Source organism: Photorhabdus cinerea, assembly GCF_011189575.1.
Lineage (GTDB): Bacteria > Pseudomonadota > Gammaproteobacteria > Enterobacterales > Enterobacteriaceae > Photorhabdus > Photorhabdus cinerea.
Genome location: NZ_PUJW01000016.1, coordinates 82,809 through 101,776, shown reverse-complemented (window position 1 = coordinate 101,776; position 18,968 = coordinate 82,809). Strand labels below are relative to the sequence as shown.

At 39.9% G+C, this 18,968-nt stretch carries 18 protein-coding genes; 12 read left to right on the top strand and 6 right to left on the bottom strand.

Features of this window, described 5'->3' with window-relative positions:
- The first annotated feature begins 151 nt into the window (after positions 1 to 151).
- The 9 genes from C5469_RS15790 (at position 152) to C5469_RS15750 (ending at position 7,483) form a co-directional block, all read left to right on the top strand.
- Positions 152 to 451, top strand: a complete 300-nt coding sequence (locus tag C5469_RS15790; protein WP_023043883.1) for a helix-turn-helix domain-containing protein — start codon at positions 152 to 154, stop codon at positions 449 to 451.
- Positions 452 to 1,034: 583 nt separating this feature from the next.
- Complete coding sequence (locus tag C5469_RS15785) at positions 1,035 to 1,931, top strand: hypothetical protein (protein ID WP_242689492.1); 897 nt, start codon at positions 1,035 to 1,037, stop codon at positions 1,929 to 1,931.
- An 11-nt stretch (positions 1,932 to 1,942) separates the two neighbouring features.
- The gene (locus tag C5469_RS15780) at positions 1,943 to 2,617 is read left to right on the top strand and encodes a hypothetical protein (RefSeq protein ID WP_166308597.1); all 675 of its coding nucleotides are present in this window, start codon (positions 1,943 to 1,945) and stop codon (positions 2,615 to 2,617) included.
- A complete protein-coding gene (locus C5469_RS15775; protein ID WP_166308595.1) occupies positions 2,599 to 3,762 on the top strand; it encodes an aminotransferase class V-fold PLP-dependent enzyme in 1,164 nt (387 codons plus the stop codon). The genes C5469_RS15780 and C5469_RS15775 overlap by 19 nt, the downstream gene beginning before the upstream one ends.
- A 190-nt stretch (positions 3,763 to 3,952) precedes the next feature.
- Positions 3,953 to 4,576 carry a nucleotidyl transferase family protein gene (locus tag C5469_RS15770; protein ID WP_166308593.1) on the top strand — a complete coding sequence of 208 codons (624 nt, stop codon included), beginning with the start codon at positions 3,953 to 3,955 and terminating at the stop codon, positions 4,574 to 4,576.
- A 13-nt stretch (positions 4,577 to 4,589) separates the two neighbouring features.
- Positions 4,590 to 5,336 (top strand): hypothetical protein, encoded by a 747-nt coding sequence (locus C5469_RS15765; RefSeq protein WP_166308591.1) that lies wholly within the window; start codon positions 4,590 to 4,592, stop codon positions 5,334 to 5,336.
- Between the two features lies 1 nt (position 5,337).
- Positions 5,338 to 6,114, top strand: a complete 777-nt coding sequence (locus tag C5469_RS15760) for a PIG-L family deacetylase (protein ID WP_166308589.1) — start codon at positions 5,338 to 5,340, stop codon at positions 6,112 to 6,114.
- A gap of 13 nt (positions 6,115 to 6,127) precedes the next feature.
- Positions 6,128 to 7,207 carry a lipopolysaccharide 1,6-galactosyltransferase gene (waaB, locus tag C5469_RS15755; RefSeq protein WP_166308587.1) on the top strand — a complete coding sequence of 360 codons (1,080 nt, stop codon included), beginning with the start codon at positions 6,128 to 6,130 and terminating at the stop codon, positions 7,205 to 7,207.
- A 72-nt stretch (positions 7,208 to 7,279) separates the two neighbouring features.
- A complete protein-coding gene (locus tag C5469_RS15750) occupies positions 7,280 to 7,483 on the top strand; it encodes a hypothetical protein (RefSeq protein WP_112896548.1) in 204 nt (67 codons plus the stop codon).
- 33 nt (positions 7,484 to 7,516) lie between these two features.
- Here C5469_RS15750 and C5469_RS15745 read toward each other — a convergent pair whose 3' ends face one another.
- From C5469_RS15745 to malK, 5 genes are all read right to left on the bottom strand, one after another.
- Positions 7,517 to 8,437 (bottom strand): nucleotidyl transferase AbiEii/AbiGii toxin family protein, encoded by a 921-nt coding sequence (locus tag C5469_RS15745; protein ID WP_166308585.1) that lies wholly within the window; start codon positions 8,435 to 8,437, stop codon positions 7,517 to 7,519.
- Positions 8,430 to 8,963 carry a type IV toxin-antitoxin system AbiEi family antitoxin gene (abiEi, locus tag C5469_RS15740; RefSeq protein ID WP_112896560.1) on the bottom strand — a complete coding sequence of 178 codons (534 nt, stop codon included), beginning with the start codon at positions 8,961 to 8,963 and terminating at the stop codon, positions 8,430 to 8,432. The genes C5469_RS15745 and abiEi overlap by 8 nt, the downstream gene beginning before the upstream one ends.
- Before the next feature lie 188 nt (positions 8,964 to 9,151).
- Positions 9,152 to 10,066: a maltose operon protein MalM gene (gene malM, locus C5469_RS15735; protein WP_166308583.1), complete on the bottom strand. Its 915-nt coding sequence runs from the start codon at positions 10,064 to 10,066 to the stop codon at positions 9,152 to 9,154.
- A gap of 123 nt (positions 10,067 to 10,189) precedes the next feature.
- Positions 10,190 to 11,476 (bottom strand): maltoporin, encoded by a 1,287-nt coding sequence (locus C5469_RS15730; protein ID WP_166308581.1) that lies wholly within the window; start codon positions 11,474 to 11,476, stop codon positions 10,190 to 10,192.
- A 37-nt stretch (positions 11,477 to 11,513) separates the two neighbouring features.
- Positions 11,514 to 12,623, bottom strand: a complete 1,110-nt coding sequence (malK, locus tag C5469_RS15725; protein ID WP_166308579.1) for a maltose/maltodextrin ABC transporter ATP-binding protein MalK — start codon at positions 12,621 to 12,623, stop codon at positions 11,514 to 11,516.
- A gap of 382 nt (positions 12,624 to 13,005) precedes the next feature.
- Here malK and malE point away from each other — a divergent pair, with 382 nt between their 5' ends.
- The 3 genes from malE to malG all read left to right on the top strand — a co-directional run bounded on the left by malE (position 13,006) and on the right by malG (position 16,789).
- Complete coding sequence (gene malE / locus C5469_RS15720) at positions 13,006 to 14,205, top strand: maltose/maltodextrin ABC transporter substrate-binding protein MalE (RefSeq protein ID WP_166308577.1); 1,200 nt, start codon at positions 13,006 to 13,008, stop codon at positions 14,203 to 14,205.
- Positions 14,206 to 14,329: 124 nt separating this feature from the next.
- Positions 14,330 to 15,886, top strand: coding sequence for a maltose ABC transporter permease MalF (gene malF, locus C5469_RS15715; RefSeq protein ID WP_166308575.1), 1,557 nt, complete (start codon positions 14,330 to 14,332; stop codon positions 15,884 to 15,886).
- A 12-nt stretch (positions 15,887 to 15,898) separates the two neighbouring features.
- A complete protein-coding gene (gene malG / locus C5469_RS15710; protein ID WP_166308573.1) occupies positions 15,899 to 16,789 on the top strand; it encodes a maltose ABC transporter permease MalG in 891 nt (296 codons plus the stop codon).
- A 66-nt stretch (positions 16,790 to 16,855) separates the two neighbouring features.
- Here the strand turns inward: malG and C5469_RS15705 are convergent, their stop codons facing one another.
- Entirely contained in the window at positions 16,856 to 18,871 is a 2,016-nt protein-coding gene (locus C5469_RS15705; protein WP_166308571.1) for an LTA synthase family protein, read from the bottom strand.
- Between the last annotated feature and the right edge of the window lie 97 nt (positions 18,872 to 18,968).

The following is an 18,968-nucleotide window of genomic DNA, read 5'->3' as shown; positions in this document are numbered from 1 at the left end:
AGGTGCTAATTTTTTATCCGGCACTCTGTTTTAATCAAGTTTCGTTCACCGAATGGAAATGAGCTGAATGAAAAACGGTTATATTAAGGATATGATCCAAATTTGCTGATGTTGAGTTTAAGAAGTATCCAGCAGAACTGGAGAGATAAATATGGCCACACTTGATGAATTGCTTGAAAAACGCAGCCCTGAAAGCCGCCGTAGGATTGCTAAAAAAGTTGATGAAATGAAACGGGAGATAGGGCTTTATCAGATCCGCGAGGCTCTTGATGTTTCACAAACTGAGTTGGCAACTGCGCTTGGGGTCAAGCAACCAACTATTGCTAAAATAGAACAGCCTGGTAATAACCCTAAACTTTCAACATTGAAACGCTACGTTGCAGCTTTAGGTGGAGAGTTAAGCCTTGATGTTCAACTTCCTGATGGTAAACGTATTGTAGTCCATATTTGACCTTTGAATATTACGGCGTTACCTCAGTAAAAGCAGAGGAGCTCGTCGTTTCTGCCCACTGAGGTTTGTGTCAGACTTGCCAAGAATGAGCGCGACAGCCAATGACGTGGGAATCTTCGCATTCAGCAGGGTGGGGAATAGTCACAGGATAGCTGATCGTACAGTGATTCAAGCAGCGCTCATGCTCATCGGAATATACACTGATGATTAAGTATTCTATGAATTTGGTACCGGCAAAATCACCTTGGTTGTGTAAGGGATATTATTTGGTATACAGAAATAGCTCATTGTATTTAATTTAGGAGACTGATCAATGTGATTATTTCATTTAAAGTCCTACCACATGGAATTTATGAAAGATTATTCTTTTAAACACCTATTTTCACCCGTATCCCAGCATGGCTGGGAGAGACTTCAATTTAATTTTTCAAGATAACGAATTGCAGTTTATGCTCCGGTTGGATCTTTAAAATCATGATGCATGTCATAAAATACAATATTTTATGATCATATATTCGGATAATGAATATAAACTTGGGAATAAGAATCAATAAAAACGAATATAAAATAACGAGACAAGATAATGGGAAATTTTAAAGCCATGGGAGATGGAATAACCCTAGTCTACGAAGATATAACGGATGAAAACTATATTCTAATAAATAATTTTTATAAGCGTTATATAGGAAGCTTAGATTATTTCATTTGGAAAAATATGAAAGAAAAGAAATATAATCTTTCTAGTGAAATAAAAGCATTTTTGTCTAAAAGAGACGATATATACTTGTCAATTGTTATAACAAGAAAGTGTGAATTTAGTCTTAAACACCGACGAGTATCGATTAATATACTTAGCGATTTTGGCATAGATGAAAGTGTAAAATCACGAACTTTGATAATAGAAAGCGCCAAACAAACACATCGTAATGATGTAGACGCGACAGTTTGTTATTCAGATGCAAGAAAAATAAAATGTTATTCAAAGATTTTCGAAAAATACATATGTAATAGAGTGAACATATTTGACTTTACAGAAATATTAGTAGAAGGATCTACCAAAATCGATGTAGACCTGAATGATTTTCATGAAATAGATAATATTAATAGAATCAATTTTTTTGGTAGAGAAGTAAATAACAATTGGATTGCTTATTCAAAACAGTGTCCTTACTACAGCGATATTAAGTTATTAACTCTTGGAAAAGAATTAGCGATATTAGGTTTTGATGATATCACAGTGGAAGTGATAGGTTTGTCAAACACAGATCCTCATACAATTATGTCTATAATTGATTCTTGTCTTGCTATTAGAAGAAAATGCAGAATAATCTTGCCAAATCCTATTTATTATGAACTACAATATGGACTGAGAAAACATAATATTATAAATAAGTTTAGCATGATGATTGCCTGGCATACCGAAGAAGATTTCAATTTGCGTCATGAAGATATATTTATCAGTAGAATCGACAAACGATAAAGGAGTTTAAAATGGGATGTATTTTTTGTCACCCAGAATCTTCCTTTGCAAAAGATAAAATACTTTTACAAGGAAAATATTTCTATGCGTTCGTACCTAAAGGACAGATAATTGAGGGCTATATAATAATTGCCATCAACAAATGTGATACTGATTTAGGGGGATACCGGTGCTTTGCAGAAATATACGATGATGAAGCAATAAAAGAACTGGAACAGTTTAAGAATATAATAAATGATTTTTATCGCGAATATTACAATATAAGCAATCCTCTTTGTTATGAAAATGGACGAGCTGGTGGCTGTATCGTCATGGACCCAAATCAAAAATACTGTTACCACGCGCACTTATGTTGTTTCCCGACCGAGATTGATCTTCATAATAAATTAAAAAATCAATTTAAAATGCATACAATAGATTCATTGGATGAACTTAAGATGTTCGGTGAGGCTGGCCCCTATATCTACGTTGAAGATAGTGGTAATAAATATATTTTTACGATAGGTGAATCAGATTTTATTGAGAGAGGAATGATAAGAACGGTATTAGCAAATAGTTTGAATGTGCCAGAAAGATCCGATTGGAGAGTTAATGAAGGAATAAATGAAATGGATGCGACTGCTAAAAAATTCAAATTATATATTAATAATCATATGGAGATTGAAGGATGTTATATGCAGATATAGCTTCTACCTCATGGCCAAAGTCACAAGAGGTGAAAGATATAATAAATATGTATTTAGACACTCTTGGGGTAACTCCAGGGCGATCTTTATCGCAACAATCTAAAAAGGTTACGGAGCTTATTGAAGAGTGTAGGCATGAATTAATTGAACAAACAAGGCTAAATGGTCTTGGGACAGCCATTTTTAACTCAGGAGCAACGTACTCACTCAATGAATGTATAAAAGGTACTCTTAAGCCGGGTGATAATGTCATTACTACCCATTTAGAACATAATTCCGTACTTAGACCCATAAACCATTTAAAAGATATTGGGGTAAGTAGTCAATTGATCGATGTGACAGAGGGTGAAATTGATATATCACATTTGGAATTTTTATTAAAGAATAAGAGAACTAAACTATTAGTGGTTCATAGTTGTTCCAATACTATTGGCACATTTTGTAATATAGATGAGGTAGGAAAACTGGCACATTTATATGGCACGATGGTTTTAGTTGATGGTTCACAATCTTTTGGTTCACAACTAATTGATTTATTGAAAGGTAATATTGATTACCTTGTTTTTAGCGGGCATAAAAGTTTAGGAGGAGTGTCAGGTATTGGGGGATATTTCATTCTTGATAATGAATTTTCTCATAGTGAATTAATTCAAGGTGGGACAGGTGTATTATCAAGATTAACAACACAACCAGTTGGAATACCATACAAATATGAATCAGGAACACAAAACACGATTGGCATACTTTCATTGCTTGCGTCTATAAGACGTTTAAAAAAAATCGGGATAGAAAATATTCAAAATCAATTACAAACTCTGCGTACAAATCTTATAGATGAGCTATCACAATTGAAGAAGGTCAAGTTAATCTGTAAATATAACGTTGGGGTACCAACAATTCTTTTTACAGTAGAAGGTTATCATCCCGGAGAAATCTCTTATATACTAGAAAACAAATATAATATTATTACACGTCCCGGATTGCAATGCGCGCCGTTAGCCCATAAAAAATTTGGAACTTATCCTGATGGCGCGGTTCGGGTTAGCCTTGATACATCTCATACGATGGAAGATATTTTAAAAATAAAATCTGCTTTACTTGAAATCACTGAGGAAAGTTATGCAGGAAATACTTATAATGAATGAGATTTGTTCAGGCAACTTAGGCAATTTAGTGATCTCCAGGGAAATCAATTCGGTATTTTTTTCGCAAGATAATGAAAATGTGTCATTAATCACTATTGGTAAATAATACAATGACATAAATTCAAGATTATATAAGTTCATAAGGAAGCAATACCTATTTAATTAATAACAATAGCATATGAGGATAAATATGAATATGCCGAACAAGCATGAAAGTTACATAATCGATTTAATTGATGGTAAGTTGAATTATATACATATTGATAGAAGCGGGGACTTTAACGATACAAATATAGATTGGAAAAATGCTTTAATTTTATCTGGTTCTTTCAATCCATTTCATAAAGGACACGAACAATTAAAAGAAATCGCCACAGCAGTGACTAAAAGAAAATCCTATTATGAACTATCAATCAAGAATGCGGTAAAACTTACCATTTCAACCGATGAAGTTTTCAATAGGATAAGACAATTTAAGGAAAAAGGGGATGTTATTTTAAGTGATGCTAAATTTTTTACTGAAAAATCGCATATTTATCAGGGAGCAATTTTCGTCATTGGCGCTGATTTATGTCAAGAAATTAATAACCCTATTTATTATGGAGGTGAAGAAGGATTAAAAAAATCTCTTATGACAATTAAGAATAATGATTGTAGATTTCTTGTGGCTGGACGTTTTTTTAATAATAAATATCATACAGTTAATGATTTAGTGAATATTAAAAATGAACACCGATTTTTATTTGAATCTATTCCAGAAAATCTATTTCGCTTAGATATATCATCAACGGAAATAAGGTTAATGAACAAATGATAGGAGAAGGAACATGAATAAAGAAAATAATAAAAAACTGTTGAGTGGAAAAATGAATTTAAATTCAACATACTTAACCAAAGAGATTCAGAGAAGACTAAAGCAAGCCTCATTTATATTTAATCCTGATTATAGATCCTTAAATTTTCAGTTAAATAGTTCACATGTTAAATTGTTTTATGGAATATATTCGTTCCTGGAACAGGATGGTAATTTAGATATTCTTGCTTCTTGTATACACGACTTATGGTGTGCAAAATATTTGTTTGATAATAAGACGGCTATGCAAGACTCAATAACAAAACTTGAAATTGAGTACAACTTGCAAATCAATTTCTTAAAACCTTATCAAGAATTCACTGAAAAAGAAAAGAAGTTTGAGAAAAGGTTAATAAAGAGTGACTTGAGTATTATATCAGGAGTAATAAAAGATATTTATTTATATGACGATAATATCGTATCTGATAATTTTAATTATGAAACCTTGCTTTCTACAAACGATGCTATTTTTTCTGATTTAATGACAATATTAGGCCACAATGACAACATAATAGAAATTGCAGCAAAGAGAATCCATGCTAGCTGGTTTGATATAATGAAAGAATTTTATGCCGATGATGAAAGAGTTCAATCCAAAGAAAAGCCAAATATTAACAACTCAGATTTTATAAAAAACAGGGATGGGATACGCATTGATTTAGCTGCTATTTATATTGTACTCATGGAAATAAAATATAACAGCATTTGTATGGAGATTTAAAATGATACATTTATTTCTATCACCTCATTTAGATGATGTGGCTTTAAGTGCTGGCGGTTTAATACATAAATTAGTTTCAGAAAATAAAAAAGTGGTTGTTTTAACATTTTTTACTGAATATGACAAATATCTTACTTATCATTACTCACGTGATGTACGTAATGATAATATGAATTCATTTATGAAATCTTATTCAAAGCGCGTTAATGAGGATATCGCCTTTTGCAATAAGTTATCAGCAATTCCAATACATGGTAAAATTTTGGATTGTATTTATAGAACCGATCAATGCGGTGAGCTGATATATAAAGATTCTGCCATGATTTATAGTGGACAGGTACATAAATCAGACAATGCATCTGATATGGCCCAAGATCTCATCAATAAAACATTGTTAAATTATCAACCTGATTATATATATGCTCCTTTAGGTATAGGTCGACATGTAGATCACATTATAATAAATAATCTGGTATATAATATAAAAGGTTCAGGTAAATTCAAAATATTACTTTATGAAGACTTTCCCTATGTTTTAGGAGAGTATCCTATTATTAATCCCGATAGTTTGGAAAGTGCTTTATTAAGAAATAACAAATTTGATAAGTATGCCATATTGATGGATATTAATCTAAAAGAAAAAATGCAAAACATTCTCTTTTATAAATCTCAATTAGAACCTCTATTTTATAATAAGTCAAATCTTTCAATATCATTGAAAAAATATCATCACTCTATTAACAAAGCCAAAATTCAAGAACGTTTTTGGTTAATTTAGTAGAGGATTTACAATGAAAAAAATATTTATAATATACCATGATCTTTTCCTGAATGGATATGGTGGGGTAGAAACAGTATGTTCAAATTTAATGAATTTAATTGGCCGGGCTAACATTGGAATTAATTTTATTTTAATATCCCTAAATAAGAAAAATAGAATTGAAAATCGTGCTTGGTTATCTAATGCTAAGTATATCTCCTTAGAGTCAAGAAGTTACGGATCTCGTCAGGATATTATATGTGAATTGTCTTTGATATTAGAAAGATTTCATCCTGGAATTATAATAAGTTTAGACACCACATCTTGCAATATTGCTCGGCTTTCTTGTGAAAAAATTAATTTCCCGCTAAGAACTTACTCTTGGCTGCATACTTCCATTAGGAATCCTACCCAGCAGAAAATTAAAGATTTATGCTGTGCCGATGAGCACCTTGTAATTAGTTCTGGTTTAAGAGATCAAATGTTATCCTTTGGGATAAAAAGAGAGAAGCTTCATCTTATTTTCAATCCGATCAAAATGAACTCCTTTATAATTCCTCAACCCAAACATGTAGCTAAATTCTTATATGTTGGAAGAATTCTTGCCGATAAATCAAAAAATCTAACTGAACTATTTTTAGCTCTTTCACAGTTACATGGTCATTGGGAATTACATATGATAGGTTCTGGTGAGGATGAGGATTATTTAAAAGAATTATCTTCACAACTTAATATAAATAACAATATTATTTGGCATGGTTGGAAAGATCAGCCGTGGGAATTTGTTATGGATAATATAAAAGAAGTATCAGCTGTTGTTTTAACATCAAAATATGAAGGTTTTGGTATGGTATTAGCGGAAGCAATATCTTATGGTATCTATTGTATAAGTTCAAATTGTCAATGTGGCCCGAGTGATATTATCAATGATTTTAATGGTGAACTTTATAAATCAGGTAGTATTCTTGAATTATCTAAAAAATTACAACTCATTATTGATGAATGTAAAATAAGGGATCATCAAGCAATAAAAAATTCTATTGCCTTTCTTTACGAAGATAATTTCCTGTTAAGAATCACTAAAGCTTTACCTGTATTAGCTCAGATCTAATGTACGACAGTTATTAGTTCAAAAACGCATTGCTATCTATCTCTAGTCAAATCGGAGGATTGGCAGCAGAATATGGCATCGTTTTTCCGCAACGCTCCGCTGCCTGAAGCACTTGAGGATGTAAATAATGGATTAACTGCTATTGCACGCAGGGTTTTGAAACAACTCTATGAAGACTGGCTGATACTGATTCAACAAACAGAGGAAATAGAAGAAACCCTTAAGTCGCATTCATCGCAAACGGCTCAGTGGCAGCAATGCGGTATTTTAATCTAGGGTGCCAGAGCAGCCATAAAATACATGTAATCGTTATAACTTGAATGGAACGGTGTTGTTTCCTGAAGAATACAGGCTCTTCTTCACAGTGGTTAACAACGCTTTTAGGCTCGTCGTCAAATAGGTGGAAAATGCCTCTTGTCCTACACTTCTGTCGTATATAGGTGCGGGTATAAATCGTCTCATCTCGTTGTGAAAGTGACCAGAAGCAACAATAATTTCAATCGAGTCGATTCTGGCTTGAAGCAATTCTTCAAAGTTATCAAGCTGATAATCTGATACTTTTCTTTTAATGAGTTCTATGTCTGGTGTTGTATTTTGCTGACTTAACCATAATAAATCCCACATATCGCGGTATCGAATTTGAGATGTAGTAGCAGGGAATGCTATCAGCTTATCGGCCATGATTTCAGGCAGGGTTTCGACAGACACAAGGACATCAGCATATCCGTCGGGTAACACCGAATAATTTCTCGTCAATGAACGGGGGGTGTTTGTATACGCAGGAATATTGGCGATTTCTATTTTTATGCGCTGTTTTGGCAGGTCTTTACGTTCAGGCGCAGTAGTGACGGATATTTGCCATTTATCCACTTTTACTTCTGCATACTCCGGTTTGTTTCGTAGTTCATTTGGTTCCTTTACCGTGACCTCAAGCCCATATCGTACACCCAGGTATTTCTCGATACATTCTTTGATTCTACTCAAATCAGCCGAACAGAAACCACGGCCACCAGCAAAATCCAGATCTTCGCTAAATCGGTTAGAGCCGTAGCAGAGCCTTAGCGATGTACCACCCTGAAAGGTAATCTCCTTGAGTAAACCGTCCTTAGAAAGACAAAACAGGATGTCATAATGCAACAGTTCTTTTTCTACAACTGGCCTTAAGTTTGCCAGTCTGTCCTGTTCAATGACTTCATCGACAATGGCGTTAAAGTTAACTTGGTTAGACATAGTTGAGCTCCTCCAGTTGAACTAAATGCATATTCCTCCCCACTCTTTTTTGGTCACGCAGAGCAGTCTCTTTTTTTGCGATACGCAGGGGGCCACGGCTTTCTAACGTTGCCTTCAGAATTTCGCTAGGCTCTCTGCTGGTGTGGGTGACTTCAATGACTCCCCACGGTGTTTTAAACTCTCCAGCTCTGCCAGTAGACATGATTGTCAGGCGGTCGATTGGGATTTGTGAGATGAACCCATATTGAGATAAAGCTGACTCTAGGCTGATGTAATTATATTCGCCTCGTCGGATATTTTTGGCGATAGTCTCCAGGGGATAGCTTCCCATGCTGGCTCGCGTATAGACATAAACTCCTTTGGTAATGCGAAGTAACAGTCCGGCTTTGATGAGGCGATCAATAGATTTTTGCAATGTCCGAGAAGTCTCGTCAGCAAAGATGACTTCCAAATCCTGTAAAAGGAAAATGGCTCTTCCCATTTTGCTGAACTCATCTAATTTGTTAATTGCTGTGAGTCTATCCATTTTATTATCTCTACTCTAAAACCCCTTTAAAGGGTGTTTTGTGTATAGATATTCATCATAACAATTATTTGTATACATAAAAACCCCATTTCCGGGGGATGTGTGTAAAAAGGAGTTAAACCTGATGCCCCCCTCTTTGGAGAGCATTTGTTTTGCATTGAATAAATTAATGTCACTGACTATATGGTTTACCCCTTGTTTTTGACACTATTGATAAACGTTTCTCGTGCAGTTGCAGATCCAAGGCGTTCCGCTTCATCCAGTAGATTGAGTGCCTTATCAATATTACCGTTATTAATTTCTTTTTTAATTGCATCACTGAAATAACGTTCTGTATCACTCAGGACCGGTTTGACTTTTTGCGGAGTAGACGGCGTTATGGTGGTTTGTGTTGGCCCGACAATGACGGGTTCTTGTACCGGACCTGAGAAGACTTGACCAATCGTAATGTTGCCAGCGTTTTGTTCTGATTTTACTTTCAACTTCAACGTACCTGTTTGCGTATGGCGGGCAACGGGATCAGGAATAGCGGGAACGGCATTACCGACTCCCTGAGCGTAAGCTTTAGCTGGATCAATCATTTGTGTGGATTTCTGTAAATCGGTACGCGTGGTATAGACCAGTACATAAATTTGCTGTTGTCCTAATGCGGGCGTCAATTTTAACGTGCCTTCTAGCCGATCTGTGGACATGACACCAGGACGTTCATACGGGAAATAACTATTTGGGTAAAATGCAGCGGGGCGTAACCCTTGATCAAATACTAAAACATTTGGTGCGTAAACTTGTTTATCTTGTACCAAACTGCTCAGTGTAATATCCAGTGAGCCTCGGTTTGCTGGCAACGCGAATGCGGCTATCGGCCCCTGAATCTCTCCCTCATTAAGATGCTGCGATTTGGCATTGAGGATAATAGTTTGTGTATCGTTAGTGTTAATCGGTTGCCAGTTTAGTTTTTGTAATGCCGCTGTTGATAGGGAAGGAGCAGCAATATCTTGTGTCGTCGTTGCCGGAGTTGTTGTAACGGATATTGCATATCCTGTCAGAGGAAACATGCTACAGAGTACAGCACTCAGACAAAATGAGAGCAGTTTGGTTTTCATTTTTTACCTTTGTCCGGTTGAAAAAAAGAGACTGATACCCATGGGCAAAAGGCGTATCAGTCCAAAGCGCTAATTAGTGACTAAATAAATATAATTATCTGAAATATAAGGGCTTTAACAGCATTACCACCAAGCTTCGAATTGCGCACCAAAGGTAAATTCATCATCATCACCACGACTGAATTTATGCATTGCTGTATCACGATAGGCAACGCCATGAATGTAACCGTCTTTTTTGCTCGCATAACCCCATTTTTCATCCCATTTTGCATAGGTAACGAATAGGCGGATAGCTGGACGAGACCAGATGCTATCACCCGCCTGCCATTGCTGGGCTAATGTGATTTTGTATTGATCATTGGTGTCATTGGTACGCTGGGATTTTACATTATCGTAGCCAATGTCTAGCAGAGTACTCATCGTCTGCGTCCACTTGTACATCGGACGTACCCCGACCGTATACCATGTGTTGCCATTGTTGTTATCACGGTCAGTATCCTGATACATCGTTACATACATCAGATCCCATTTTTCTGCGAGATTAATGGCTCCGTGATTTAGAATACGTAACATATAACCGTCATTGTTTACGCTGGCACCTTCAGAATGACCACTGTTGGAGGAGGTCATGGAATCGGTTGCATACTGAACGACAAATTTGTTAAAGCCTCCTAACATGCTCTGTGTATGCTCGGCGGTAAACATGAAACCATCTTTGGAAGCATTACGATCAAGGTGGTAGTGGTCTCGTGCATTGGCGCGCCCATAGTCAAAACCAAGTTCCAGACTACCGCCAGGGTTAACTTCCAAGCCAGATAGACGTATATCGTAGACATCATTGGATGTGGGGATTTCGTCACGCTGACCAGCAATCCAGCCATGAGAACCACCAGATTCGGTATTGCGGGTAACAGCCAGAGAGAGCTTGCTAAAGCCGAGGTCGATATCTTGCAGGCCAGCGCCCGGACCAGAGATATCCCAGTAGTAGAAATCGATCATATGCACGTCATGGCGCTGGTAGAAGCGTTTACCTGCCCACAATGTTGAGCCGGGTAACCAGTCGATGACGTTCTTCGCCTGGACATTGACTTCACGGAAGGCAGGGTCGGTAGATTCCCAGTCATTTTTTTGCGCCACGGAATAGGCTACGTTGGTATCGAAGTAAAAGCTCTTATCGCCGTCTTTCCACAGCTCTTGACCTAGCTTAAGTTCGGCATAGGTTTCACATTCATTACCTAAACGATATTTGCTTTGTGCACCGGTGCTTTGGAAACACTGTTGCTCTCCGCCGCTGCCGGTCCAACCAATACCAGAACGGGCGTAGCCATGGAATTCTACGGCTGATGCCTGAATGGACAGTAATCCAGCCATAACTGTTAGTGAGATAGGTAAGATACGCATTGATTTCATCAATTATTCTCCTGTCGTTTTTTTAATTGGCTCAGGCTCAAACACCGGGTTCTTTATGCAAACGCTGACATGCCGTTCCATCTTCCCGGAATAAATGGCAGCGGTGGGGTGGCAATCCGATGGTGAAGGTCGATCCTTCTTTCACGAGCACAACATCAGTCTGGCGATAAACCAGATTCTGATGAATGGCTGGGATTTCAATGTGAACCTGGGTTTCATTTCCTAGTTGTTCAACAACCTGAACTATGCCTTCCAGCGTGACGTCGGCGATGTCACTTGGCAGGAGGTGTTCAGGACGTATTCCCAGAGAGACATTACTGCCTACTTTTACCCCCCGACTTTCTACGGGTAGCCAGATTTGCTGGCGATTGGGCAGAGTAATTTGCACCTGATCGATAGCGGTAGCGGTGACTTTAACCGGCAGGAAATTCATTTTGGGTGAACCAATAAAGCTGGCAACAAAACGATTAACGGGATAGTGGTAAAGCTCAAGTGGTTTGCCGATCTGAGCAACATCCCCGCCATCCAGTACCACGATTCTGTCGGCCAGCGTCATCGCTTCAACCTGATCGTGGGTGACATAAATCATCGTACGTTGCAATCGTTTGTGCAGGCGTGAGATTTCAATGCGCATTTGGACGCGCAACGCAGCATCTAAGTTAGAAAGGGGTTCATCCAACAGAAAAACACTGGGCTCAGCAACCAGAGTACGGCCAATAGCAACACGTTGACGTTGCCCACCTGATAAGGCTTTAGGACGGCGATCAAGCAGGTGAGCGAGTTGCAACATCTCCGCGATTTGTTTTACGCGTTGCTGAATATCACTTTTTTTGGCGCCAGCCAGCTTCATACCGAACGACATATTGTCGGCAACAGACAGGTGGGGATACAGTGCATAAGACTGAAAAACCATCCCAACGCCACGCTTGGCGGGTGGAACATCGTTCATTCGTGTGTTATTGAACAACAAATCACCGGAAGTTACATCTTCCAGACCCGCAATCATTCTTAATATTGTCGATTTTCCACATCCTGACGGACCGACAAAAACGACGAATTCTCCTTCCTGTATCTCAAGGTTGATGTTCTTGGAAATAATAGTTTCACCATAAGCCTTCGATACATTATGTAGTGTGACGCTCGACATGTGCTCCCCCGGGCTATCACCGCAATCCGCGGTGAAAAATAATAAACCAGAGTGTGTGTAAGATAACGGGTGAGTAAATCCTCCATACCTAAGTTTTTTATGGGGGAGGAGTTAGGAGGATGAGATAAGCGTTGCTGAGGTGGTTAGGTATGAGCTACTGGATAAAGTGTGATCTTTACTACAAAAAAAGACGCCTCTTTTTGTGGTCAACAACACGGTTCCTCTGTTTTTGTAATGCAGATCACACCCATCTCAGTTGGGGCGTAGAGCGGGGGAGGATGAGTATTTCTATTGTCGGTTGCACACTAGCTTCGCACTCTCCGCTAATGTAACAAAACAGTTCACCCTGAGCCTATTCAAACTATAAGTAAAGGACGGAATGATGACAAAAAGAAACTTGAAAGTGGGCGCCCGTACCCTGGCGCTTTCTGTTTTAGCCACTCTTGTGCTTTCTGCCTCTGCTTTGGCAAAAATTGAGGAAGGTAAGCTGGTTATCTGGATCAACGGCGACAAAGGTTATAACGGCTTGGCACAAGTCGGTGAGAAATTTGAAAAAGATACCGGTGTCAATGTTACTGTTGAACATCCAGACAAGCTTGCAGAGAAATATTCGCAGGTTGCAGCAACCGGTGATGGGCCGGATATTATTTTCTGGGCTCATGATCGCTTTGGTGGTTACGCACAGTCTGGTTTGGTGGCAGAAATCACGCCGGATCAGAACTTCAAAGATAAGTTATTCCCGTTCACTTGGGATGCTGTGAGCCACGACGGTAAATTGGTTGGTTATCCTATCGCGGTTGAAGCCCTCTCACTTATCTACAATAAAGACTTGGTGAAGACACCACCAAAAACTTGGGAAGAGATCCCAGCTCTGGATAAGGAACTAAAGAGCAAAGGCAAAAGTGCCATTATGTTTAATCTGCAAGAGCCATATTTCTCTTGGCCGCTTATTGCTGCTGATGGGGGATATGCTTTCAAGATGGAAAACGGCTCATATGATGTGAAGAACGCCGGGGTTAATAATGCGGGTTCCAAAGCAGGGCTGAATTTCATGTTAGATTTAGTGAAGAATAAGTATCTGAACGCAGATACCGATTATTCTATTGCTGAAGCAGCGTTTAACAAAGGTGAAACGGCGATGACCATTAACGGTCCGTGGACATGGTCTAACATCGATAAGAGCAAGATAAATTATGGTGTCGCGTTGTTGCCGACTTTCAACGGTCAACCATCTAAACCATTTGTCGGTGTATTGACGGCAGGTATCAACGCTGCTAGCCCGAATAAAGAGCTGGCGAAGGAGTTCCTGGAAAACTATTTGCTGACCAACGATGGTCTGGAGATGGTGAATAAGGATAAACCGTTAGGGGCTGTGGCACTGAAATCTTATCACGATATTCTGGCTAAAGACCCACGCATTTCTGCCACGATGGAAAATGCTAAAAATGGTGAAATCATGCCGAACATCTCACAAATGAGCAGTTTTTGGTATGCCATGCGCAATGCCGTTGTAAATGTGTTAACTGGCCGCCAGACTGTTGATGCCGCATTAAGTGATGCGGAAGCCCGTATAACTAAGTAAATTGTGGGCGCTTTTCTTTTTTGAAGGCACCCTCTTTCCTGCAACCAGTAAGGATGCCTGCTTGCAGGAAGCTTGATTAAGCTATCCGCAAAGTTGTTACGTCGTAGTAAAAAGGAAGAGCATTATGTCAGCGACGCTCGAAAAAACATCATGGTGGCAGCATTCTGCTCTGAAATGGTTTGCAGTGAGCTTGTGTATACTCTTTACCGGTTATTTGGTGGTATTGATGTACTCACAGGGAGAATATCTATTCGCGATCCTGACACTAGTATTGTTAGGAACGGGTATTTACGTTTTTTCCAACCGCAATACTTATGCCTGGCGCTATACCTATCCGGGTATAGCAGGCATAGGATTATTTATACTATTTCCGCTTATTTGCACTATTGCCATCGCCTTTACCAACTACAGTGGTACCAATCAACTGACTTTTGAACGTGCGCAATCTGTCCTGATGAGCCGTCAGTATCAGTCAGGGCAAACATTTACTTTTAAGCTCTATCCAAAATCAGAGCTGTGGGTTTTGGCACTGAGCGTACCAGACCAGACTAAGCAACTGGTGTCTGAGCCGTTTGCGTTGTCAGCAACGGAAGAGACTACGTTGCATGTGTATGAGCAGGACAATATTCAGGATAGTGAAGCAGCGACATTGCGCATTATCACCCAGAATCGACAGGCACTGAATCGGTTAGTTGTTGTTTTGCCGGATGGTAACCGGTTGAAAATGAGTTCGTTACGCCAGTTCTCTGGTGTACACCCTCAATACTCCCTTGGGGAAGATGGTGAGGCCCTTACCGACAATCAAACAGGTACGCTTTATCGCCCCAACATGGATACGGGTTTCTATCAGTCTGTTGATGCAAAGGGAAAATGGGGGAATGAAACTTTAACGCCAGGATTTACTATTTCCATCGGTTGGAAAAATTTCCTGCGTGTGATACAGGATGAGGGGATTCAGAAGCCGTTCCTTGCCATTTTTGTTTGGACAATTGTCTTTTCTCTGTTCACTGTCGTGCTTACGGTTGCTATTGGCATGATTCTGGCTTGTGTTGTGCAGTGGGAAACACTGAAAGGTCGTGCTATTTATCGCGTATTGTTGATTTTGCCTTATGCAGTGCCATCATTTATTTCTATTTTGATCTTCAAGGGGTTATTTAACCAGAGTTTTGGCGAGATCAATCTGTTACTTAGTGGCCTATTCGGCATTAAGCCTGCTTGGTTCGCCGATCCAACGATGGCGCGAACCATGTTAATTGTAGTGAATACTTGGTTGGGATATCCCTACATGATGATTCTCTGCATGGGGTTATTGAAAGCAATACCAGGTGATCTCTATGAGGCATCGGCGATAGATGGAGCAAGTCCATTTCAGAACTTTTTAAAGATTACTTTTCCGTTGTTGATTAAACCGTTGACGCCGCTGATGATTGCCAGTTTTGCTTTTAACTTCAACAACTTTGTTCTGATTCAGTTGCTAACTCTTGGCGGACCAGATCGTATTGGCACCACAGCACCAGCAGGTTATACCGATTTACTCGTGAGTTACACTTATCGTATTGCTTTTGACGGTAGTAGTGGTCAGGACTTTGGCTTGGCTGCGGCAATTGCCACAGTTATCTTTTTGCTGGTTGGTGCATTGGCGATTATTAACCTGAAAGCCACCCGCATTAAATTTGACTAAGGAGGGAATGCAATGGCGATGGTTCAATCCAAATCGCAGAAATGGCGTTTGTTGGCGACTCATTTGTTGATGTTAACTTTTATTGCCATGATCTTATTCCCGTTGCTGATGGTTATTACTATCTCCCTGAGACCGGGGAACTTTGCTACGGGTAGTTTGATCCCGGAAAGCATCTCCTGGGAGCATTGGAAATTAGCACTTGGCTACAGTGTGGTGTCACCGGATGGCCATGTTACACCGCCCCCTTTCCCAGTTATGCTATGGCTCTGGAACTCTGTTAAGGTTGCCTTTATTACCGCCGTGGGTATCGTTACATTATCGACTACCTGTGCCTATGCCTTTGCCCGTATGCGTTTTCGCGGTAAAAGTACTTTACTGAAGGGCATGTTAATTTTTCAGATGTTCCCGGCTGTACTTTCCCTGGTGGCGTTATATGCCTTGTTTGACCGATTGGGGGAGTATATACCGTTTATCGGCCTTAATACCCATGGTGGTGTGATCTTTGCTTACTTGGGTGGCATTGCGTTGCATGTCTGGACAATTAAAGGTTATTTTGAAACCATTGATGGCTCTCTGGAAGAAGCCGCAGCGCTTGATGGAGCGACGCCGTGGCAAGCTTTCCGGATGGTGTTACTACCACTTTCTGTACCGATTCTGGCCGTAGTGTTCATTCTTTCCTTCATTGGTGTGATTACGGAAGTGCCTGTTGCTTCGCTGCTTCTCAGAGATGTGAACAATTACACTTTGGCTGTGGGGATGCAGCAATACCTTAACCCACAGAACTATCTTTGGGGAGATTTTGCCGCCGCCGCTGTACTCTCGGCACTCCCGATTACCTTTGTTTTCTTGGTTGCTCAGCGCTGGTTGGTCAGTGGTTTGACCGCTGGGGGAGTAAAAGGCTGATTGTGACACTTATCCGTATGAATCCCTTTAATAGATTGAGATTAAAGGGATTCACGGAAGTATCAATTATTGCTGGTGGTGAACTTGGCGATTTAATTGCCATGACAATAGATCGGTAAATGCCTGCCAGCGACGGAATTGTTTGGTCTGCTCCGCTGTCATTGGCTGCGGTTCACCTAACAATAACCCTTTCTGGTTTGCCCATGGTCGAAACTCGCCTTTGCCTATCATAATGTAGCCGCCTTGTGGGGTAATAATCACTTCCGGGTTATATCCCTGGCACCAGATAGGGTCCAGACGTTCAGCCAGTAAATTACAGCCGGTACGGTAATAAGCTGTATCTGACAGGCTTAAGTGGTAGAGAGTGGGCCAGATATCTTTATGGCTGCCAACTCTGGACGCATCAAAAATTGTATTCTGGCGATAAGCGGATGGTACGTAGAGATAAAATGGTACACCGTGGCCGATTGCCAGTTCATGAGCATCTGGATAGCCGATACCTCGTATATTATGGTCACCGGTTGCTGCGATGATGGTATGGGTAGCAAGTGACTGAGATTTGACCCAACTGATAAACTGACCTAATTGATCGTTGGCATAACGCAGAGTATGGAAAACCTCTTGTAAGTCATCACCACTAGCCAGATGATTTAAGCGCTGCTTCTCTATATCATTCAGCTTAATATCTGTTTTCTCATAGCCTTCTGGTGATTTATACGGCGGGTGATGGGTAGTGGACAGTGACATAATCAGAACATGTTCCCCGTTCTTTTCTGCCTGAGTTAAACGCTCTTCAATATAACGGAACATAAACTCATCAGGTACACCCCAGGTATCGAATTTGGCTTCTGGGTAGCGTTTTTTCAGTCCATTCTGATCCATAAATTCACTGACACCCAGATTTGGCAGGAATTGATTCAGATTACGCCATGCGCCGTTACCTGATGTAATGAAAATGATTTTATAACCGTTTGCCAGATAGGGCTTAAACATATTACTGGTGAAGTCGAGATTTTGGGCTGTGGACTGACTGATTGCACTGTTCGGGCTGCGGATAAGGAAACGGCTTAAACTGTCAATGGTGCCATCTCCTTCGGAAACGAAACGTTCAAAACGCCAGTCGTTCTGCCAGTGTTGGCGCAGGGCACCAAAAACATCAAGATCTGGACGATCGAGGCTTTGCAGGTGATAACCCATACTCTCCATCACGTTAAATATTATGTGAGGCGGATTTTTTTGAGCAGTGGGGTTGTCGGCGGTTTTAGCCATAAACGGTGACAGACTTGCGGGAGTTGGTTTATCCAGAAACTGGCTTAATAATTTATCACCTTGTTCATCTGTTGCTTCTGGGAAATAGCTGTTTTTGTAATGATCATTAAAGGCCCAGTTTAGTGCCATTGGGCCGTTAGGTGTCAGCATGTTAAGCATTTTAACTTCTGAAACCTGTGTATTGGATTGGCGTAATGGGAAGGTACCTATGGAGCCGCGCATCCCAACGAAGCAGATAGCTAGAATAGCTAGCGTCGCTATAGCAGAAGTTGGCAGGTTGGTTTTGCGCTCTGTACGTGAGGAAAGGCGGCGTTGCCAGCGGAGACAAAGCCAGAAAACGAAAGCTGCGAACAGAGCTAAGCTAAGCAAGCCTCGGATAATGGGATAGTCATTCCACAGGGTGTGCAACACGGCTGTTGTGTCATCTTCTACCAAACCGAAAACGAAAATATCGATCGACCGTTCATAAGTGGCATAGTAGTAAATATTACCTACAGTCAAAGCCCCTATCAGTGTATTTAATACGGTTGCTAGCCATGGCCAAAAACGTTGCCATATGCTGAAGCTACTTTTATTAATCGCCAATAAACTGGCAATCAGCAGACAGGGAACGAACAGCAGACTGGCAATCCGGATATCAAACAATCCGCCAATCCAAAACATTCTTTCTACATCCTGAAAGGAATCTGCAAAGAGTTGATGACTGCTATAAGTGAAGAGAAGGTAGATTCTTCCTGCCATTTGTGTTGCCACAGCTAACAGCCAGGGCAGTAAAAGAGCGATAAAAGCCTGTTTAAATCTGCAAAACCACATAGGGCCTTCTTAGTAATAAATTGGTAAGAATAATTTGATATTTGGTTGGTTAAAGATCCTATCTTATATCAGCAAGTTACTGTTTATCCCATGAGGT